The organism is Niveispirillum fermenti (genome assembly GCF_052474395.1).
On the sequence record NZ_CP156681.1, the window covers coordinates 2011246 to 2029877 of the forward strand.

The window sequence follows — 18632 nt, forward strand, 5'->3', positions numbered from 1 at the left end:
GCAAGGCTGCCCTAATGGAGACGAGACCGCCCCCTGCCTATCCCACAAACGCCAGCAGCGGTTCCCAATCGGCACGCAGGTCGATGGCCCGCTTGCCTTTCAGGTCGAACAGGGTCAACCCGTCGGCCGCCAGATCGGGATAAAGCTGACTGTCGCGCAGGCGGGCGACGACCTGATGCCCAGCCCCAGCCAGGAAGGCATCCAGCCGGTCGGCGGCCCTTGTCCGGGCCCGCAGACGGTTGCCGATGATGGCCACGGGGACCTTTTCGCGGGCGATGGCCTTCACCTCTTCCAGCTTGGCCAGAAACCGGGCCGTCGCCGCCTCGTCGAAGGCGCCCGGCAATACGGGCAGCACCACGATGTCGGCGCGGCGGACCAGTTCCTCCACATCCTTGGGACGCATCGCGGCCGGCGCGTCGATAACCAGCCGGCCTGTGGCCGCTGGCGGCTTTCCGATATCCTTCACCCAATCCACACCGGTAATGGCTGCCGCCGTTTCCGGCCTGGATTTCAGCCAGCCCAGCGAGGAGCGCTGCCGGTCGACATCGGCCAGTACCGTCCTGTGCCCCGACTGCGCGAAGGATGCCGCCAGGTGCGTCGCGATGGTCGTCTTGCCGACGCCACCTTTTATATTGCTGACCAGGATGGTGCGCATGGGAGTTCCTCTAGCTTGCCGGAAAGGGATGGGGGGTTACCTGTCGCCGTCCTCCTCCTCTTCCTTTTCCTGCCAGAAGGGTCTTGCCTCGCCGAAGCGCTGCCAGTCGGCGACGATATCCTCTTCCAGGTCGTGCAGGCCGCGTGCATGCCAGCCGGCGACCAGGCCGGCACCCAGACGCCATTCGCCGGGCCGGCCGGCTGCCGCATCGCGTTCCAGGTCGGCCACCAGCTTGTCCACCGTCGCCACATCCTGCAAATGGCCCAGATGGTCCTGCAGGTTCGACAATTCGTCCAGGAAGCGGCGCAGGGCCTTGCCTTCGTACAGGGACCGGAAGAAATCGGCGGCATAGCGCAGTTTCTTCAGTGCGATGCGCAATTCATGCCGCGCGGCGGCCGCCTGGCGGGCAAAGCCGCGCCCCCGCTTGCGGGCTTGGCGGTGACGCTTGCCCAGCAGGGCACCGGCCATGTCGATCACGGGCGCCAGCAGCAGTGTCGACTGCTCGCTGACCGGCTGGTTGCGCCAGCCCCGCGCATCAACCCAGGCGGCCAGATCCAGCAGCAGTGCCGTATGGCCGGGATCGGCCAGGGCCGCCCGAACCTGCACATAGCCTTGGTCGCGGGCCGCACGGGCTGCCGTCGTCAACGCCTCCAGGCCGGCATGGTCCGGCAGCGCCCCGGCCACGGGCGGCAGCAATTCACCAAGGAACACGTCCCATTCCCGTGCGGGACCCAGCGCATCGGCCAGCGCCTTCACGCGCGGGGCGAGGTCATCCATCTGTTCGGCCGGAATGAAGGGCCGGAAGATCTGCAGGGCGGAACGCAGGCGGCGCAGCGCCACGCGCATCTGATGCACACCCTCTGGGTCCTGGCCCAGCCGGGTGACCGGCTCGTTCGCCATCAGATGGCCCAGACAGTGACGGACGATGGCCGACAGGGCCTCCTCCACCGTCGCGTCGGGCGCCAGGGTCAGCCTGGACGCCTTGACACTGGCCGGCTCCGTGCCGGCGGCCAGCGCATAACCGCGGGCCGATTTGGTGGCCATCTCCAGGCGCACCGGCACGTCGGCATGGATGGCGCGGGCAAGATCATAGAGAGCGCCCGTGTCCGTGCCTTCCGCCAGTTCCAGTTCCACCTCGTGGACGGGTAGCGACAGCCCGCCGGGGGCCAGGATTTCTCCCTGGTCCAGCGCCACTTCAATCACGATGCCGTCCACAGGCGAAAGGCGGCGCACCTGCCGGCGGATGCGCGTCTCGAACACGGGCTCCAGCGCGTCGGCCGACAAATCGCCCAACGGTTCCAGCACAGCCGGGTCGGGCAGGACGGAAAGATCGGGGCGGGGCTGCGACACCTCCGCCTCCCACTCGCCGCGCACCAGGGCACCGGCCCCGGGTGCCGGGGCGGATTTCAACGTCTGGACCAGCTTGCGTCCCACACGGCGCACGCGCAATGACAGGCCGCTGGCGGCCAGCCGGCGATCCACGGTATCGAAATAGATGCTATCGAGCGATTTGACCGATGGCTTGGCGATGGTGGCCGACAGGCAGGGAAGTTTGCGCAGCCGATCCATGTCGGCCGGCGCCACCGCCAGTTTCAGCTCGATCTCCTGACCCGACATTCTTTTCCGTTCACCCCATGATTGCGCACGAAAGCCGGCGGAAAGGACGATTCGCCCGGATTTCCGCCATTCATGTGGGGACGATGACAATTCCGTGAAAGCCTGTCTATCGCAGCGGGCGATTTTTTTGCACGCCACACCGACGGGTGCGGGTGTTGAAAGCCGGCGGGCAATGGTGTTTCCTTGCGCCCTGGTAAAGAACGCCACATCCTTCCTGACGGGGACCTCCTCCATGCGCTTCCAGACCCTCGACACCATCGATGTCACGGGCAAGACCGTGCTTGTCCGCGCCGACCTGAACGTGCCCATGGCTGACGGGCAGGTCACCGACACGACCCGCATCGACCGCCTGGTGCCGACGCTGAAGGAAATCGCCGGCAAGGGCGCCAAGGTTGTGGTCATGTCGCATTTCGGCCGTCCCAAGAACGGCCCGGACACGAAGAACAGCCTGCGTCAGGTCGTGCCGGCCGTGGAAAAGGCGCTGGGGGCGCCGGTGGCCTTCGCCGAGGATTGCGTTGGCGACAAGGCCGCCGCCGCCGTGGCGACCCTGCCCGCCGGTGGGGTCCTGATCCTGGAGAATACCCGTTTCCATGCGGGTGAGGAAAAGAACGATCCGGAACTGGCCAAGGGCCTGGCGGCGCTGGGGGACGTCTATGTCAACGACGCCTTCTCTTCCGCCCACCGGGCACATGCCTCGACGGAGGGCATTGCCCACCTGCTGCCCAGTGCGGCCGGCCGCCTGATGCAGGCGGAACTGGAAGCGCTGGGCAAGGCGCTGGCGGCACCGGAACGGCCGGTGGCCGCCGTGGTCGGCGGGGCCAAGATCTCCACCAAGCTCGACCTGCTGCTCAACATGGTGTCGAAGGTCGATATCCTGGTGCTGGGTGGCGGCATGGCCAACACCTTCCTTTTTGCCAAGGGTGTGTCGGTCGGTTCTTCCCTGTGCGAACGTGATATGGCCGACCAGGCCCGCGCCATCATGGAAAAGGCAGCCGGCGGCGGGTGCGAGATCGTGTTGCCCGTGGATGGCCTGATGGCACGGGAGTTCAAGGCCAATGCCGATCATCGCGTGGCGGCCGTGACCGATATCCAAGACGGCGAGATGATGCTGGATGCGGGCCCCGCCACGATCGAACTGGTGGGCCGGAAGCTGGAAGGCGCCAGGACGCTGGTCTGGAACGGCCCGTTCGGCGCCTTTGAACTGATGCCCTTCGACACGGCCACCAACGGCGTGGCCGCGATTGCCGCCAACCTGACGGCCCAGGGACGGCTTCTGTCCGTGGCCGGCGGCGGCGATACGGTCGCGGCGCTGGAACATGCCGGCGTGGCCGCCCGCTTCTCCTACGTTTCCACGGCGGGGGGGGCTTTCCTGGAATGGCTGGAAGGCAAGGTGCTGCCGGGTGTCGCTGCATTGGAGAAGCACGCCTGACAGCGAGGATGGTGGCAAATGATGCGCCCGGCTTGCTTTCGTGAGCCGGGCTTTTTCATTTCGCCGTTATACTATTTTGCGGTGACCGGAACCTGTTGGTTCCGGTCACCGTCCTCAATCGCCGGCGCCAACATTCGTTGGCTCGGGCGACGCCGCACAAGCGGCGCTGCGGCGGTCGCCGCCGGACCAACGTGCGATGAGTTCTACTCATCGCACGTTGGTATTACCCCAGGCCGCAGCAGGAGTGATGATAAAGTAAGGTTTTGATAGTAAATAAAAAAAGTCCTGGACGGACTCTCGAAGGTGGGAACAGGGCTTCGCGACCCGTCAGCCCGTCAGGGCCTGTGGGGCTGCCGATGGTTCACGGCCAAGTGTGGCGCGCAACGTGGCGGCATCGTCGCTGGGGGTCAGGTTGAACAGCCGCCGATAGTCGCGGTTGAACTGGGATATGCTTTGGTAGCCGACATCATAGGCGACGGCGGAAATCGTGCTGGAGCCTGACAGGACGCGCCGCGCTTCCTGCAGGCGGACGCGCTTTTGGAACTGCACGGGCGACATGGAGGTCACAGCCTTGAAATGGCGGTGGAAGCTCGCGACGCTCATATTGGCCTGCGCGGCAAGGTCGGAGATGTTGAGGGCTTCGGCATAGTTGGCCCTGATCCACGCTGTCGTGCGCCCGATCCGCGTTGCGTGCCCGTTCGCGAAGGCAAGCTGGCTGAGCAGCGGCCCATGGTCGGTGTGCAGCAGGCGCCAGGTGATTTCCCGCCGGATCAAGGGCGCCAGGACCGGAATGTCACGTGGGCGGTCAAGCAGCGAGATCAGCCGGATCAGGGGATCGAGCAGTTCCGGATCAAGCCTGTATTTCCCGGCCATCACGGTGTCGTCCGACCTGGGCCTGTCGCCGGCACGCTCGCGCAGAAGGTCGGCGACAACCATGGGATCGATATCAAGATGGACCGCAAGATAAGGCGCCGAAGGGCTTGCCTCGGTTACTTGCGAGGTCACCGGTACATCGGCGGTGCATAGCAGCGACTCTCCAGCGGCGTAATGGAACGGGGTCTCGCCCACCATTAATTCCTTCACGCCACGCGCGACCAGTCCGAAGGACGGCTGATAGATCGAATGGCCCACCTCTGACGGCATATCCGTCCGCCCGACCTTCAAGCCCTTGATCGGCGTCACGTAATCGTGGCGGGCGTGACGTTCGATGATCTGGAGGAGGTCGGAGAATTCTGGCTTCGTCATGGGGGTCGAATGTCCTGCCGGTCTGCGCTTGCGGACATGGCGGCTTGCCGGCCATGCATGGTGCGATGTCCATTCTTCGCTGCAAAGGCATGCGCCGTACTATGCATATTCTATCAAGAGCGCGCCCGTTCGTCTCAATCATCACGGGCCGGCCGTGTGATTGAGCGTGGAGAGCCGGTTCCTGATCGTAACTGCGTAGCTTCCGCTCCGGAGGCGTTCCTATGTTTCGGGCGACGGACCCACAGGCGTCCCACCCACAGGCGTCCCAATTGACCCGCAGCGGAGCATAGAAACATGTCGGATAACAGATATCGCGTTGGCATCATCGGCGCGGATACAAGGGCAAGCTGGGCCGGGGCGTCGCACGTTCCGGCGCTCCAGGCGCAGCCCGCCCTTGTGCTGGCCGCGGTGGCCACGCGGCGTGAGGAGAGCGCCAGGGCCGCCGCCGAGGCGTTCGGTGCTACGCGCTGGTACGCCGATCCCTATGCGATGATCAGGGATCCATCCATCGATATCGTCACCGTGGCCGTGAAGGTTCCGGCCCACCGGGATCTGGTGATGGCGGCGCTTGCGGCCGGCAAGACCGTCTATTGCGAGGCGCCGCTGGGCGCGACGCTGGCGCAGACCGCGGAGATGGCGGCAGCCGCATCCTCGCTGCACACGGCCATCGGCCTTCAGGGGCGGCACAATCCGGCGGCCCGCCGGGCGGCCGAACTGGTGGCTTCGGGCAGGCTTGGCCGCCTGCTGTCGGCCCGTGTCGGTGCCACGACCTTCGGCTATGGCCCGCAAACGATCGCAGCCTACGATTATTTCAACAAGGCCGCATCGGGTGCGAGCTTCATGACCATCACCACGGGCCATGTGCTGGACGTCATCGAGGCCGTGCTGGGCGACATCACCGAGGTCGATGCGCGCACCGAACTTCTCTGGCCGGAGATCGACATTGTCGATACCGGCGAGACCTCCGTTCGCGACATTCCCGATCATCTGGATCTGATCGCCCGGACGTCGAGCGGTGCGCCCGTCTCGGTTCAGGTCCTGGCGGGTATACCGGCGGAGGATGCGAATTTCATCCTGGAGGTTCGCGGATCGCTGGGCTGGCTGAAGCTCCAGGGCAGTCACCTGGCCGGCGTGCAGGTGGGCGATCTGACCTTGTCGGCCAGCGTCCCGTTCGAGGCACCCGATGCCCCCGTCGCCACAGGTGTCGGCCCCACCGCGGCCGATTTCTGGAAGGGGGCCGCGATCAATGTCGGTGAAGTCTATGCGTCGCTGGCGCGTGACATGGCGGCCGGAACCCACCACACGCCCGGCTTCGCCCACGCGCTTCACAACAGCCGCCTGGTGGCTGCGGTGGAGCGCGCCGCACAGACCGGCGTGCGGCAGAACGTGGCCGGGTGACCTGTCACGCGGACGGCAAGGCGGCGGAGTGACCGGGCGCATAGCGGGGCCGCCGCCCGCCGGCCTATGATGACGGCCATGTCGGGGCCGGCGGGCCAGTGGGGATGGGGTTCATCATGGACAAGTTGCAGGCGATGCACGTCTTTGTGCATGTCGTGGATTTGAACGGCTTTGCCCGGGCAGCCGACATGCTGGGCCTGCCGCGGGCATCGGTCACAACCATCATCCAGGGGCTGGAGGCCCATCTGGGCTGCCGGCTTCTCCAGCGCACCACCCGCAGCCTCAGCCTGACGGCCGATGGCCAGACCTTCTATGAGCGCGCCCAGCGCATCCTGGCGGAGGTGGAGGAGGTGGAGACCATCTTCATCGATGGCAAGCGCCACCCGCGGGGCCGGCTGCATGTGGACATGCCGACATCAATCGGCCGGCTGGTGGTCGTGCCGGCCCTACGGGATTTTCATGCGCTTTATCCCGATATCGAATTGAAGCTGGGCATGAATGACCGGCAGATCGACCTCGTGCAGGAGGGTGTTGATTGCGTGCTGCGGATCGGCCCCCTGCCTGACAGTTCGCTGGTGGCGCGGCGCCTGGGCCGCCTGTCCCGGCTGACCTGCGCCAGCCCCGCCTATCTGGACCGGTTCGGCCGTCCCGAAGGGCTGGAGGACCTGGCTGGTCATCAGGGTGTGCGCTATTTCTCCCCCCATCTGGGCAACCGGTCTTACCCGTTCGATTTCGTCCGGGACGGGGTGGAGGTGGAGGTGCCGCTGACCGGGCCGGTCGCCGTCAATGACAGCGAAGCCTATGTCGCGTGTGGTGTCGAAGGTTATGGCCTGATCCAGCCGGCCCTGTTCATGGCGCTGGACCGTCTGCAAGCGGGTGAACTGGTGGAGGTGCTGCCCCAGTACCGGCCGGCACCCATGCCGATTTCCGCGGTTTATCCCCAGAACCGCCAGCCGTCCCATCGTGTGCGGCTGTTCGTGGACTGGGTGGTCAGCCTGTTTGAGAAATGTCCGCTTCTGCAGGGGGAGGACCATCCCCTGGCCTGTTACAGCGCTGAGGCCTGCTGTGGGGTGGGCATGGGGGCCGACCCGGCGGTGGGGCCGGGGGTGATTGTTCGTCCTGGGTGAATTGTCTGCTCAGAAAAACCGTCTTTATTCATGACGGCGCCTGCGGGATGCTGCACTTGCTCAATTACCTCCAGGGCCGGCGGCCTCATGGGGCTGAATGTGCTTGTGGCTTGAACGGCAAAGGATTTTGACAGCCGATATCTTCCGGGTTTCATCGGTTGCCAAAAAAATCGACAAGGTGCGACGGCCATCACAGCGGCGGCGCAGCAAAGCCGGTAAAGTCGAAAATCGAGGCAGCCTCATCCAGCCGGATGGGGCTTTTCAAAAACGAAACCAAAGGCGTTTGACCAGGGGTCCGGCATGCCGGGCGCTGACGGCGGAGCTGTCTTCCACAGGCCGGCCGTTTCCGTGATCCCCCGCCCGCAGGCGGCGGCGGGAAACCCTTGTCTGCGCATTTTTGCAGGAGTTGACCCAATGTCGATCACGCGCAGCAAGCTGGTCTATGTGATGGCGGCTGGGGTGTCGTTGGCCGTCATCGCCGCCGCCGCCATTCAGGGGCAGGCGGATGACACGCCCGTCGCCATCGCGGCCCCGGCCGCGGTGGAGGTGGATGTCGCCCCCGTCGTGGCCCGCAAGGTCGTGGACTGGCAGAGCTATTCCGGCCGGCTGGAGGCCGTGGAGCGGGTGGATGTCCGCCCCCGGGTTTCCGGCACCATCACCCAGGTTCATTTCCGCAATGGTACTCTGGTGCAGAAGGGCGATGTTCTGTTCACGATCGATCCCGCCCCCTACCGGGCGGAACTGTCGCGGGCCGAGGCGCAACTGGCGGCCGCCCAGGCGCGTGTGCGCTTCACGAAGGCGGAACTGGACCGCGCATCCCGGCTTGTCGCCGACAGCACCATCACGCGCCGCACCCTGGACGAGCGTGAGCACGCCGCCCGCGATGCCGGCGCCAGCCTGCGCGCCGCGGAGGCCGAACTGGAGGTGGCACGCCTGAACCTGTCCTATACCAGCGTGGCCGCCCCCATCGGCGGCCGGGTTTCCCGCGCCGAGATCACGGTCGGCAATGTCGTGGCAGCCGGGGCGGCATCCCAGCCCCTGACCACGCTGGTCTCGGTTTCCCCCATCTATGCCTCTTTCGATGTGGATGAGCAGACCTATCTGCGCCATATCGCGTCGGTGAAGGACAAGGCCGGTGTGCCCGTACAGCTTGGCCTGGCCAACGAGGCGGATTATTCGCGCGATGGCAGCATCGATGACGTGGACAACCGCCTGGACCCGGTTTCCGGCACCATCCGGGTCCGCGCCCGTTTCGACAATCCCGACGGTATGCTGGTCCCCGGCCTTTATGCCCGGATCAAGGTGGGCGGGTCGGAGCCGCAGGCGGCCGTGATGGTGGATGAACGGGCCATCGGCACCGATCAGGACAAGAAGTTCGTGCTGGTGGTGGATGCGGCGAACAAGGTGGCCTACCGGCCTGTCACCCTGGGCAGCCGTCAGGAAGGATTGCGCATCGTGACGCAGGGGCTGGCCCCCGGCGAGCGGATCATCGTCAACGGCATCCAGCGCGCCCGTCCCGGCGATGTGATCAATCCCAAGCTGGTGGCGATGGAACGCCCCGACACGCAGGTGGCGGCCCGGTAACGCCGCCCGCCCCGTCTCACACAGGTTCGGTCCGGCACCCGTCTGTCCCCCTTTTGCATTGCCCCGCCTTCTCCGTTTCCGCGGGGAAGGTGGGGAGGGGGCAGGTCCCGGCGTGATCTGCATCCTGTTGGGCAGGGTGACGGGGGCGTCTTGTCTTTCATCCAGGCCCAATCCAATCCGCGCCCTGTTCGCGGACCGAGGCTCCCATGAACATTTCCCGTTTCTTCATCGACCGCCCGATCTTCGCGGGCGTGTTGTCGGTGGTCGTCTTCCTGGCGGGGTTCATCGCCCTGTTCCAGTTGCCCGTATCCGAATATCCGGAGGTCGTGCCGCCATCGGTGGTGGTGCGCGCCCAGTATCCCGGCGCCAACCCCAAGGTCATCGCCGAAACCGTCGCCTCGCCGCTGGAGGAACAGATCAACGGCGTGGAGGACATGCTTTACATGCAGTCCCAGGCCAACAGCGACGGCAACATGGCCCTGACCGTGACCTTCAAGCTGGGCACCGATCCGGACAAGGCCACGCAGCTTGTGCAGAACCGCGTGGCCCAGGCGCTGCCCCGCCTGCCGCAGGATGTGCAGCGGCTGGGCGTCACGACGGTCAAGTCCTCCCCGACGCTCACCATGGTGGTGCATCTGCGCTCGCCGGACGACCGTTATGACATGACCTATCTGCGCAACTACGCCGTGTTGAACGTGCGCGACCGGCTGGCGCGCATTTCCGGCGTGGGCGAGGTGCTGCTGTGGGGGTCGGGCGACTATGCCATGCGGGTCTGGCTGGACCCGCAGAAGGTCGCCGAGCGCGGCATGACGGCCAATGATGTCGTCAACGCCATACGCGAACAGAATGTGCAGGTCGCGGCCGGCGTGATCGGCGCCAGCCCGTCCGTTCCCGACGCACCCCTGCAGCTTTCCGTGAATGCCCAGGGCCGGCTGAAGTCGGTGGAGGAGTTCCAGGACATTGTCCTGAAGACGGCCGATGGCGCCGTCACCTATCTGCGTGACGTGGCGCGGGTGGAACTGGCGGCATCCCAATACGGGTTGCGCTCGCTTCTGGACAACAAGCCGGCCGTGGCCATCGCCATCAACCAGGCACCGGGCGCCAATGCGCTCGCCATCTCCGAAACCGTGCGCGAGGTGATGGCGGAATTGCAGCAGGACATGCCCGACGGCGTTGAATATGCCATCGTCTATGATCCGACCCGCTTCGTGCAGGCCAGCATCGACGCGGTCATTCACACGCTGCTGGAAGCCATCGCGCTGGTCGTGCTGGTGGTGATCGTGTTCCTGCAGACCTGGCGGGCCTCCATCATCCCGCTGCTGGCCGTGCCCGTCTCGATCGTGGGCACCTTCTCCCTGATGCTGCTGTTCGGCTTTTCCATCAATGCCCTGTCGCTGTTCGGCATGGTGCTGGCCATCGGCATCGTGGTCGATGACGCCATCGTCGTGGTGGAGAATGTGGAGCGCAACATCTCCGAAGGTCTGTCCCCGCGCGAGGCGACCTATAAAGCGATGCAGGAGGTGAGCGGCCCCATCATCGCCATCGCCCTGACCCTGGTGGCCGTGTTCGTGCCGCTGGCCGCCATGTCCGGCCTGTCGGGCGAGTTCTACAAGCAGTTCGCGATGACCATCGCGATTTCCACCGTCATTTCGGCCTTCAACTCACTGACCCTGTCGCCGGCCTTGTCCGCCCTGCTGCTGAGGGGCCATCACGACAAGCCGGATTGGCTGACCCGCGGCATGAACAAGGTGCTGGGCGGGTTCTTCCGGGGCTTCAACCGCGTTTTCCAGCGGGGATCGGAAAGCTATGGCAAGGGTGTGGGCGGCGTCATCCGGCACAAGGGGGCCATGATGCTGGTCTATGTCCTGCTGCTGGGCCTGACCTTCGTGCTGGGCCGCGCGGTGCCGGGCGGTTTCGTGCCGGCCCAGGACAAGGAATATCTGATCGCCTTTGCCCAGCTTCCGACCGGTGCCTCGCTGGACCGCACGGAAGATGTGATCCGCACCATGACGGACATCGCGCTGAAGCAGCCCGGCATCGCCAATGCCGTGGCCTTTCCCGGCCTTTCGGTGAACGGCTTCACCAATTCCTCCTCCGCCGGCATCGTCTTCACCACGCTGAAGCCTTACGAGGAACGGCAGAAGGAAGGCCTGTCGGCCGATGTCATCGCCGCCAGCCTGCAACAGCAGTTCAACGGCGTGAAGGAAGCCTTCGTGGCCGTCTTCCCGCCGCCGCCCGTCATGGGGCTGGGCACGCTGGGCGGCTTCAAGCTGCAACTGGAGGATCGCGGGTCGCTGGGGTACGAGGCACTGGCCAAGGCCGCCAACGATTTCGTGGCCCGCGCCGCGCAGACGCCCGAACTGGGGCCGACCTTCACCTCCTATGAAATCAATGTCCCGCAACTGGATGTCGACCTGGACCGGGTGAAGGCTAAGCAGTTGGGCGTGCCGGTCACGGATGTGTTTGAGACGATGCAGGTCTATCTGGGTTCGCTCTATGTCAATGATTTCAACACGTTCGGTCGTGTCTATCAGGTGCGGGTCCAGGCGGATGCGCCGTTCAGGGCCCATGCCGACGATATCGGCCTGCTGAAGACCCGCAACGACCAGGGCGTCATGGTGCCGCTGTCGTCGCTGGTGCAGGTGACGCAGAGTTATGGTCCGGAAATGGTGGTCCGCTACAACGGCTACACTGCTGCCGACATCAATGGCGGGCCGGCGCCCGGCTATTCGTCGGGCCAGGCCCAGGCGGCGGCGGAGCGCATCGCGGCGGAGGTGCTGCCGCGCGGCATCAGGTTCGAATGGACCGACCTGACCTATCAGCAGATCCTGGCCGGCAACGCGGCCTTGTGGGTGTTTCCCATCTCGGTCCTGCTGGTCTTCCTGGTGCTGGCGGCCCAGTATGAGAGCCTGACCCTGCCGCTGGCCATCCTGATGATCGTGCCCATGAGCCTGATGTCGGCCCTGGCCGGTGTCTGGCTGACCGGGGGGGACAACAACATCTTCACCCAGATCGGCTTCATGGTGCTTGTCGGATTGTCGGCGAAGAACGCGATCCTGATCGTGGAATTCGCCCGCGAACTGGAAATGCACGGCCGTACCGTTGTCCAGGCCGCGATCGAGGCCAGCCGCCTGCGCCTGCGCCCCATCCTGATGACGTCCATCGCCTTCATCATGGGCGTGGTGCCGCTGGTCACCTCCACCGGGGCCGGCGCGGAGATGCGCCACGCCATGGGCATCGCCGTGTTCTTCGGCATGCTGGGCGTCACGCTGTTCGGGCTGATGCTGACCCCGGTCTTCTATGTGCTTCTGCGCTACATGGCCGGTGCCCGCCGTCAGGAACGGGCGGCCGCGTCCATCCCGGCCGGTATGGCGGCGGCCGGCGACTGACCGGATGGGGGTACCGCCCGGTGGCCGTCACCGGCGCCGGGCGGTACCTGCGGGATCGTGATGGCAAAAGGCCCTGGGCATCGGTGCGGATGCCCAGGGCCTTTTGCCGTTCCCTTATGATGGGGCGCTGTCAGGCGCCGCGCATAACCTCCGCAATGATCTCGAACGAACGCAGCCGCCTGGCCGGATCGAACGTGTCGGAGACGATCATCAGTTCGTCGGCCTGCGTGCGGGTCAGGAGATCCTCGATCCCCCGCCGCACCGTGGCCGGCCCCCCCACGATGCTGCAGGCCAGCATCTGCTGCACCTGCGCCTTTTCCCGCGGATTGGTCCAATAGGTTTCGATGTCGGTGATGGGCGGCTGGGTCAGCTTGCGGCCCCCGCGCACCAGATCCGTGAAGGACATCTGCTGCGAGGTCGCCAGGAACCGGGCTTCCTCATCCGTATCGGCGGCGATGATGTTCACCCCGACCAGCGCATAGGGCCGGTCGCGCTGGTCGGACGGCTTGAAGCGGGTCCGATAGACGGACAGCGCCTGATCCAGCGCGCCCGGCGCGAAATGCGAGGCGAAACCGTAGGGCAGGCCGAGTTCGGCTGCCAGATGCGCTCCGAACAGGCTGGAGCCCAAGATCCACAAGGGCACATTGGTGCCGGAACCCGGTACGGCCTCGATCCGCTGGCCGGGGCCGGCCGGCGCCAGAAAGGCCTGAAGCTCCAGCACATCCTGCGGGAAATTGTCGGCGTTGGCGGGATCCCGGCGCAGGGCGCGCAAGGTCAACGGGTCGGTGCCCGGCGCGCGGCCAAGGCCCAGGTCGATGCGGCCGGGGAACAATGTTTCCAGCGTGCCGAACTGCTCGGCGATGACATAGGGCGCATGGTTGGGCAGCATGATGCCGCCGGCGCCGACCCGGATCGTGGAGGTGCCGGCCGCGACATGGGCGATGACCAGGGCCGTGGCGGCCGTGGTCACGGTCTGGATATTGTGATGCTCGGCGACCCAGAGCCGCTTGTAGCCCCAGTTCTCGGCATGTTGTGCAAGGGTCCGGGCCTCGTCCAGCGCCGCGCGCCGTGTCCCGCCCTGCCGCACCCGTCCCAGTTCCAGGATGGAGAGTTCTGCCAATGTCATATCTGCGGGATGTTTGCCCGCAGCCCTGTTATGGCCCCGCCTTGCGGGCGGGACGCCGTGACGTCGATCGGTTCCGGACCAGAATGGGCCCTTGCTCCCATATGGGTCTTCCAGGTTCCCGCTGCGACCCTGCCCGTGGCTTGTGGCCAGGCATGGCCGCGCCGCCAGGGTCGATAAGCAGTCGCTTTTTGTTGCCGGCCCATGCGACAGTCCGGGAAAAGAACGAAAAGGCAGTTGATCTCAAAGTTCCCGGGAGTTTGTTGAATGACCAATCGCTATTGGGATCTGGAAGAACCGCGCGGCCGCATCCTGCCGGCGCTGGCGGCGGGTCTCGTCCCCGTGATCGTGGCCTTGCTGGCTGCGACCCTGATGCTCGGCCTGCCGGCGCTGCGCGCGCAGGAACGCGGGCAGGAGGTGTTCGCCACGGCCACCGAACTGCGCTCCACCAGCCGTGCCTTGCAGCGCGACGTCCTCCTGCTGATCTTCGATGAGCGCACGCGCGACGCCACGGCCGCGCGCGTGGACACCCGCATTCCGGAGTTCCGCCGCCTGGCTGCCCGGCTGGAGCAGGCGCTGGCCCCCATGAACGAGCAGAAGGCCCGGCAGTTGCGCTTGGCGCATGACAATCTGGCCAATGGAGTCGCGGCCGTGGTCGCCGCGATGCGGGCGGGGGAGCCCGTGTCGCAGCTTTGGTATCTGCAACAGACCCAAGTGCTGGCCAACGAGGTGCCGGCGGCCCGTGCCAACGATCCCGTGATCGATGAATTCCGCGTCCATACCGCCGGGGCATTGGCGGAGGTGCGGCAGGTCTATTGGCTGCTGCTGGCGGTGGCGGCCGTGTCGCTGGGCTTCGGCGTGGCATCCGCGGCCGTGGTGTTGCGGCGATAGCCGATCTGGAACGGGCGGGCAGGGGCCATGCGCTGCCGGCCCCTCACCCGGGTCCCTCAACCCGGCCGATGTCCGCTCAGCAGTTCGACGGCATTGGCCAGCAGGCGCCCATCATCATGGGCGTAAAGGGTGGTGGCCCGGCCATGGACGGGGCTGCCCGGTGTCACACGCAGCAGGCGGCCCAGCGACTCGTCGGCGACAAGGCGCAGGAACCCGGCCGGCTGGCTGCGGAACGCGGTGCCGCAGGCCGACAGGATGGCGCCGAACGGGATGCGCCGTTGCCTCACCGCGAACAGGGCGCCGGGCGGCAGCGCTTCCAGCCGGATCTCGATCAGGCCCAGTTCCGCGGGAATGCCGCGGTCGGCGCCCGACAGCAGCACATGGCGGCGCAGAAGCCCGTCGATCTCCTCTGTATGCAGCACCTCCAGGCGCATCCGCTCGCCCCAGAAGGCTTCCAGCGTTGCCGTCATGCCATGGTCATGGGCCAGCAGGCGCCGCGGCACCTCCGGCAACCCATCGGCTTCCAGCCACAGCGGGGTGACGGGATCGCGCCCGCCGGCATTCAGTCGCAGAAAGCCCGTCAACAGATCGGGCGAGGCATTGGACGGGCGGACGGGGGCGTTCATGCGCTGCTACATGGGGTGTCGGAAATCGGGGTCAACCCGCGGGCGCGGACCATATGACAGCCCGGCCCCCCTGCCAAGACATGGCCGACGCGCAAAGCGGATACTGGAGCGGGGTTGCAATGCCGGCACGGCTGGGGTATTCCACCGCCCGTCGTTAATCCCACACGTGGGCTTGCGGTGCGATGGCTTTTATCAGGGGACAGTTTCCCCCGGACAGGGGCCTTCCATCGATCCGGTGTCGGCCTGGCAGGTGCCAGGGCGACGTCGCCCACGGAGGACAAACCGGAAAAGGACGTTTTCCTATGGCTATGCCCACTTTCACCATGCGCCAGCTTCTGGAAGCTGGTGTCCATTTCGGTCACCACACCCGTCGCTGGAACCCGAAGATGTCGACCTACATCTTCGGTGCGCGCAACGGCGTGCATATCATCGACCTGGAACAGACCGTTCCGCTGCTGCACCGCTCCATGCAGGCCGTGCGTGACGTTGTCGCCGGCGGCGGCCGCGTCCTGTTCGTCGGCACCAAGCGCGCCGCCCAGGAAAAGGTGGCCGAGGCGGCGAAGCGCTGCGGCCAGTATTATGTGAACCATCGCTGGCTCGGCGGCATGCTGACCAACTGGAAGACCATCTCCCAGTCGATCCGCCGCCTGAAGGACATGGACGAGCAGCTTTCCGTGGGTGAGGGCTCCGGCCGCACCAAGAAGGAACTGCTGAACATGACGCGCGACCGCGACAAGCTGGAGCGCGCGCTGGGCGGTATCCGTGACATGGGCGGCCTGCCCGACCTGCTGGTGATCATCGACACCAACAAGGAAAGCCTGGCCATCCAGGAAGCCAACAAGCTGGGCATCCCGGTCGTTGCCATCCTGGACAGCAACTCCGATCCCGATGGCATCACCTTCCCGGTTCCGGGCAACGATGACGCGCTGCGCGCCATCGAGACCTATTGCGAGCTGCTGAGCGGCGCCGTGCTGGACGGCCTGCAGGCCGAGATGTCGGCCGCCGGCATCGATATCGGCAGCCAGGAAGAGGCCCCCGTCGAGGTCGTGCCGGAAGAAGCCCCGGCCGAGGCCTGAGTTTGATGTGCGACGGCCGGGCCGCGACCCTGTCCGGGTGCGGTCCGGCCGTTGTGCTGTCCGGGGTTGGCCGTTTGCGCCGGCCCCAGCAAGATTTATCCTGACCCGTCACATTCCGACGATAGAGAGGCGAAAATGGCCGAGATCACCGCTGCGCTCGTGAAGGACCTGCGCGAGAAGTCCGGCGCTGGCATGATGGATTGCAAGAAGGCGCTGACCGAGACGGGCGGCGACCTGGAAGCCGCGATCGACTGGCTGCGCAAGAAGGGTCTTGCCGCCGCCGCCAAGAAGGCTGGCCGCGTGGCCGCCGAAGGCCTGGTTGGCGTTGCCACCAATGGCCTGGCCGGCGCCGCCGTCGAGCTGAATGCCGAGACCGACTTCGTTGCCCGCAACGAGGCTTTCCAGGCCGCCGTGTCCACCGTCACCAAGCTTGCGCTGGACGGCAATGGCGATCTGGAGTCGCTGAAGGCCACTGACTATCCGGGCACCGGCCGCAATGTCACCGATGAGCTGACCAGCCTGGTCGCCACCATCGGCGAGAACATGAGCCTGCGCCGCGTCGCCCGTCTGACGGTGAATGACGGCGTCGTGGCCTCCTACGTCCACTCCGCCCTGGTTCCGGGGCTGGGCAAGATTGGCGTGCTGGTCGCCCTGGAATCGACCGGTGACAAGGCCGTGCTGGCCGATCTGGGCAAGCAGATCGCCATGCATGTCGCCGCCGCCCGTCCCGAGGCGCTGGACGTCGGCGACGTCTCCACCGCCAACCTGGACCGCGAGCGTGCCGTGCTGGTCGAGCAGGCCCGGGTGAGCGGCAAGCCGGAGAACATCATCGAGAAGATGGTCGAAGGCCGCATCCGCAAGTATTATGAGGAAGTGGTGCTGCTGGAGCAGCTCTATGTCATCGACGGCGAGACCAAGATCCGCAAGGTCGTGGAGAATGCCGCCAAGACCGCTGGCGCCCCGGTGGCCCTGACCGGCTTCGTGCGCTTCGCCCTGGGCGAAGGCATCGAGAAGGAACAGGCCGATTTCGCCGCCGAAGTCGCCAAGATGGCCGGCTGAGGCGGGACGGAGCCGGTGCTGGTGACGCGCCGGCTTTGTTTGCCAGTGAGGAGTTGGGACCGGTTTCGGCCGGTCCCGGCCGCCCTTTGCGGATCGGACCAATCGAAAGGACAAGCCCGTGCCCGAGGCCCGTTACAAGCGCGTTCTTCTGAAACTCTCAGGCGAAGCCCTTATGGGGGAGCGGGAATACGGGATCGATCCCAACGTCGTCAGCCGGATGGCGAATGAGATCAAGTCCGTCATCGATATGGGAATCGAGGTCTGCGCCGTGATCGGCGGCGGCAACATCTTCCGTGGCATTTCCGGTGCTGCTTCCGGCATGGAGCGCGCCACCGCGGATTACATGGGCATGCTGGCCACCGTGATGAACGCGCTGGCCGTGCAGAACGCCCTGGAAAAGGCCGGCGTGGAAACCCGCGTGCAGTCGGCCATCCCCATGGACAGCGTGTGTGAGCCCTATATCCGCCGCCGCGCCGAGCGCCACATGGAAAAAGGCCGCGTGGTGATCTTCGCCGCCGGCACGGGCAACCCGTTCTTCACCACCGACACGGCCGCCGCACTCCGCGCCTCCGAAATGGGCTGCGATGCGATGCTGAAGGCCACCAAGGTGGATGGCGTCTACAGCGCCGACCCCAAGAAGGTGAAGGACGCCATCCGCTACGACCGTCTGACCTATCTGGACGTGCTGTCGCGCGACCTCCAGGTCATGGATGCTTCGGCGATTTCGCTTGCCCGCGAAAACAAGATTCCCATCCTTGTCTTCTCCATCCAGAAGGACGGCGGCTTCGCCGAAGTGATGGCCGGGCAGGGTAAATTCACCATCATAACCGAAGAGGCATAAGGTGGCCGCTCCCGATCTGATCAAGGATATCGAGCGTCGCATGGCCGGCGCATTGGAAACGCTCCGCAAGGAATTCGCGGGTCTGCGCACGGGCCGCGCTTCCGCCAACCTGCTGGAGCCGGTGACCGTCGAGGCCTATGGGACGACCGTGCCGCTGAATCAGGTGGCCAATATCTCCGTGCCGGAGCCCCGCCTCATCAACGTGCAGGTTTTCGACCGTTCCACGGTGAAGGCCGTGGAAAAGGCGATCCGGGACAGCGGGCTGGGCCTCAACCCGCAGACGGAGGGGTCGACCATCCGCGTGCCGATTCCAGAGTTGAATTCGGAGCGCCGCAAGGAACTGTCCAAGGTCGCCGCCAAATATGCGGAACAGACCCGTGTCGCCGTGCGCAATGTGCGCCGCGATGGCATGGACGTCCTGAAGAAGCTGCAGAAGGATGGCGAGCTTTCCGAGGATGAGCAGAAGACATGGTCCGACAAGGTCCAGGCCGTGACCGACGCCCATATCAAGAAGGTTGATGAGGCGCTGGCCACGAAGGAAAAGGAAATCCTGCAGGTCTGATCCGTCCCGA

The 18632-nt window shown here is 65.8% G+C and carries 15 protein-coding genes; 10 read left to right on the plus strand and 5 right to left on the minus strand.

The window, feature by feature from the left end:
* Nucleotides 1-37 precede the first annotated feature (37 nt).
* Both ABC728_RS20620 and ABC728_RS20625 read right to left on the minus strand, forming a co-directional pair.
* Nucleotides 38-655, minus strand: coding sequence for a ParA family protein (locus ABC728_RS20620; RefSeq protein ID WP_416617547.1), 618 nt, complete (start codon nt 653-655; stop codon nt 38-40).
* 36 nt (nt 656-691) lie between these two features.
* Nucleotides 692-2272 (minus strand): CYTH and CHAD domain-containing protein, encoded by a 1581-nt coding sequence (locus ABC728_RS20625; protein ID WP_416617546.1) that lies wholly within the window; start codon nt 2270-2272, stop codon nt 692-694.
* Nucleotides 2273-2504: 232 nt separating this feature from the next.
* Between ABC728_RS20625 and ABC728_RS20630 the strand changes: the two genes are divergently transcribed.
* Nucleotides 2505-3701 (plus strand): phosphoglycerate kinase, encoded by a 1197-nt coding sequence (locus ABC728_RS20630; RefSeq protein ID WP_416617545.1) that lies wholly within the window; start codon nt 2505-2507, stop codon nt 3699-3701.
* Between the two features lie 327 nt (nt 3702-4028).
* On the opposite strand, the gene ABC728_RS20635 is transcribed toward ABC728_RS20630, so the two are convergent.
* Nucleotides 4029-4946 (minus strand): AraC family transcriptional regulator, encoded by a 918-nt coding sequence (locus ABC728_RS20635; protein ID WP_416617544.1) that lies wholly within the window; start codon nt 4944-4946, stop codon nt 4029-4031.
* 294 nt (nt 4947-5240) lie between these two features.
* Here ABC728_RS20635 and ABC728_RS20640 point away from each other — a divergent pair, with 294 nt between their 5' ends.
* From ABC728_RS20640 to ABC728_RS20655, 4 genes are all read left to right on the plus strand, one after another.
* Nucleotides 5241-6344, plus strand: a complete 1104-nt coding sequence (locus tag ABC728_RS20640) for a Gfo/Idh/MocA family protein (RefSeq protein WP_416617543.1) — start codon at nt 5241-5243, stop codon at nt 6342-6344.
* 116 nt (nt 6345-6460) lie between these two features.
* Nucleotides 6461-7471, plus strand: coding sequence for a LysR family transcriptional regulator (locus ABC728_RS20645; protein ID WP_416617542.1), 1011 nt, complete (start codon nt 6461-6463; stop codon nt 7469-7471).
* Nucleotides 7472-7885: 414 nt separating this feature from the next.
* Nucleotides 7886-9055, plus strand: a complete 1170-nt coding sequence (locus tag ABC728_RS20650) for an efflux RND transporter periplasmic adaptor subunit (protein WP_416617541.1) — start codon at nt 7886-7888, stop codon at nt 9053-9055.
* Between the two features lie 206 nt (nt 9056-9261).
* Complete coding sequence (locus ABC728_RS20655) at nt 9262-12444, plus strand: efflux RND transporter permease subunit (protein ID WP_416617540.1); 3183 nt, start codon at nt 9262-9264, stop codon at nt 12442-12444.
* Between the two features lie 130 nt (nt 12445-12574).
* On the opposite strand, the gene ABC728_RS20660 is transcribed toward ABC728_RS20655, so the two are convergent.
* Nucleotides 12575-13570, minus strand: a complete 996-nt coding sequence (locus tag ABC728_RS20660) for an LLM class flavin-dependent oxidoreductase (protein WP_416617539.1) — start codon at nt 13568-13570, stop codon at nt 12575-12577.
* Nucleotides 13571-13834: 264 nt separating this feature from the next.
* Here ABC728_RS20660 and ABC728_RS20665 point away from each other — a divergent pair, with 264 nt between their 5' ends.
* A complete protein-coding gene (locus tag ABC728_RS20665) occupies nt 13835-14458 on the plus strand; it encodes a hypothetical protein (RefSeq protein ID WP_416617538.1) in 624 nt (207 codons plus the stop codon).
* Nucleotides 14459-14514: 56 nt separating this feature from the next.
* Here ABC728_RS20665 and ABC728_RS20670 read toward each other — a convergent pair whose 3' ends face one another.
* Nucleotides 14515-15084 carry a hypothetical protein gene (locus ABC728_RS20670; RefSeq protein ID WP_416617537.1) on the minus strand — a complete coding sequence of 190 codons (570 nt, stop codon included), beginning with the start codon at nt 15082-15084 and terminating at the stop codon, nt 14515-14517.
* Nucleotides 15085-15386: 302 nt separating this feature from the next.
* On the opposite strand from ABC728_RS20670, the gene rpsB reads away from it, so the two are divergent.
* The 4 genes from rpsB to frr all read left to right on the plus strand — a co-directional run bounded on the left by rpsB (nt 15387) and on the right by frr (nt 18622).
* Nucleotides 15387-16160, plus strand: coding sequence for a 30S ribosomal protein S2 (gene rpsB, locus ABC728_RS20675; protein WP_416617536.1), 774 nt, complete (start codon nt 15387-15389; stop codon nt 16158-16160).
* A 135-nt stretch (nt 16161-16295) separates the two neighbouring features.
* Nucleotides 16296-17219, plus strand: coding sequence for a translation elongation factor Ts (tsf, locus tag ABC728_RS20680; RefSeq protein ID WP_416617535.1), 924 nt, complete (start codon nt 16296-16298; stop codon nt 17217-17219).
* A 172-nt stretch (nt 17220-17391) separates the two neighbouring features.
* The gene (gene pyrH / locus ABC728_RS20685; RefSeq protein ID WP_445376659.1) at nt 17392-18060 is read left to right on the plus strand and encodes a UMP kinase; all 669 of its coding nucleotides are present in this window, start codon (nt 17392-17394) and stop codon (nt 18058-18060) included.
* Nucleotide 18061: 1 nt separating this feature from the next.
* Complete coding sequence (gene frr, locus ABC728_RS20690) at nt 18062-18622, plus strand: ribosome recycling factor (protein ID WP_416617533.1); 561 nt, start codon at nt 18062-18064, stop codon at nt 18620-18622.
* Nucleotides 18623-18632 lie beyond the last annotated feature (10 nt).

Bases quoted from the DNA above. Each gene is read 5' to 3' on its own strand.
- ABC728_RS20620 (WP_416617547.1), bottom strand. From the start codon at position 655: ATGCGCACCATCCTGGTCAGCAATATAAAAGGTGGCGTCGGCAAGACG.
- ABC728_RS20625 (WP_416617546.1), bottom strand. From the start codon at position 2,272: ATGTCGGGTCAGGAGATCGAGCTGAAACTGGCGGTGGCGCCGGCCGAC.
- ABC728_RS20630 (WP_416617545.1), top strand. From the start codon at position 2,505: ATGCGCTTCCAGACCCTCGACACCATCGATGTCACGGGCAAGACCGTG.
- ABC728_RS20635 (WP_416617544.1), bottom strand. From the start codon at position 4,946: ATGACGAAGCCAGAATTCTCCGACCTCCTCCAGATCATCGAACGTCAC.
- ABC728_RS20640 (WP_416617543.1), top strand. From the start codon at position 5,241: ATGTCGGATAACAGATATCGCGTTGGCATCATCGGCGCGGATACAAGG.
- ABC728_RS20645 (WP_416617542.1), top strand. From the start codon at position 6,461: ATGGACAAGTTGCAGGCGATGCACGTCTTTGTGCATGTCGTGGATTTG.
- ABC728_RS20650 (WP_416617541.1), top strand. From the start codon at position 7,886: ATGTCGATCACGCGCAGCAAGCTGGTCTATGTGATGGCGGCTGGGGTG.
- ABC728_RS20655 (WP_416617540.1), top strand. From the start codon at position 9,262: ATGAACATTTCCCGTTTCTTCATCGACCGCCCGATCTTCGCGGGCGTG.
- ABC728_RS20660 (WP_416617539.1), bottom strand. From the start codon at position 13,570: ATGACATTGGCAGAACTCTCCATCCTGGAACTGGGACGGGTGCGGCAG.
- ABC728_RS20665 (WP_416617538.1), top strand. From the start codon at position 13,835: ATGACCAATCGCTATTGGGATCTGGAAGAACCGCGCGGCCGCATCCTG.
- ABC728_RS20670 (WP_416617537.1), bottom strand. From the start codon at position 15,084: ATGAACGCCCCCGTCCGCCCGTCCAATGCCTCGCCCGATCTGTTGACG.
- rpsB (WP_416617536.1), top strand. From the start codon at position 15,387: ATGGCTATGCCCACTTTCACCATGCGCCAGCTTCTGGAAGCTGGTGTC.
- tsf (WP_416617535.1), top strand. From the start codon at position 16,296: ATGGCCGAGATCACCGCTGCGCTCGTGAAGGACCTGCGCGAGAAGTCC.
- pyrH (WP_445376659.1), top strand. From the start codon at position 17,392: ATGGGGGAGCGGGAATACGGGATCGATCCCAACGTCGTCAGCCGGATG.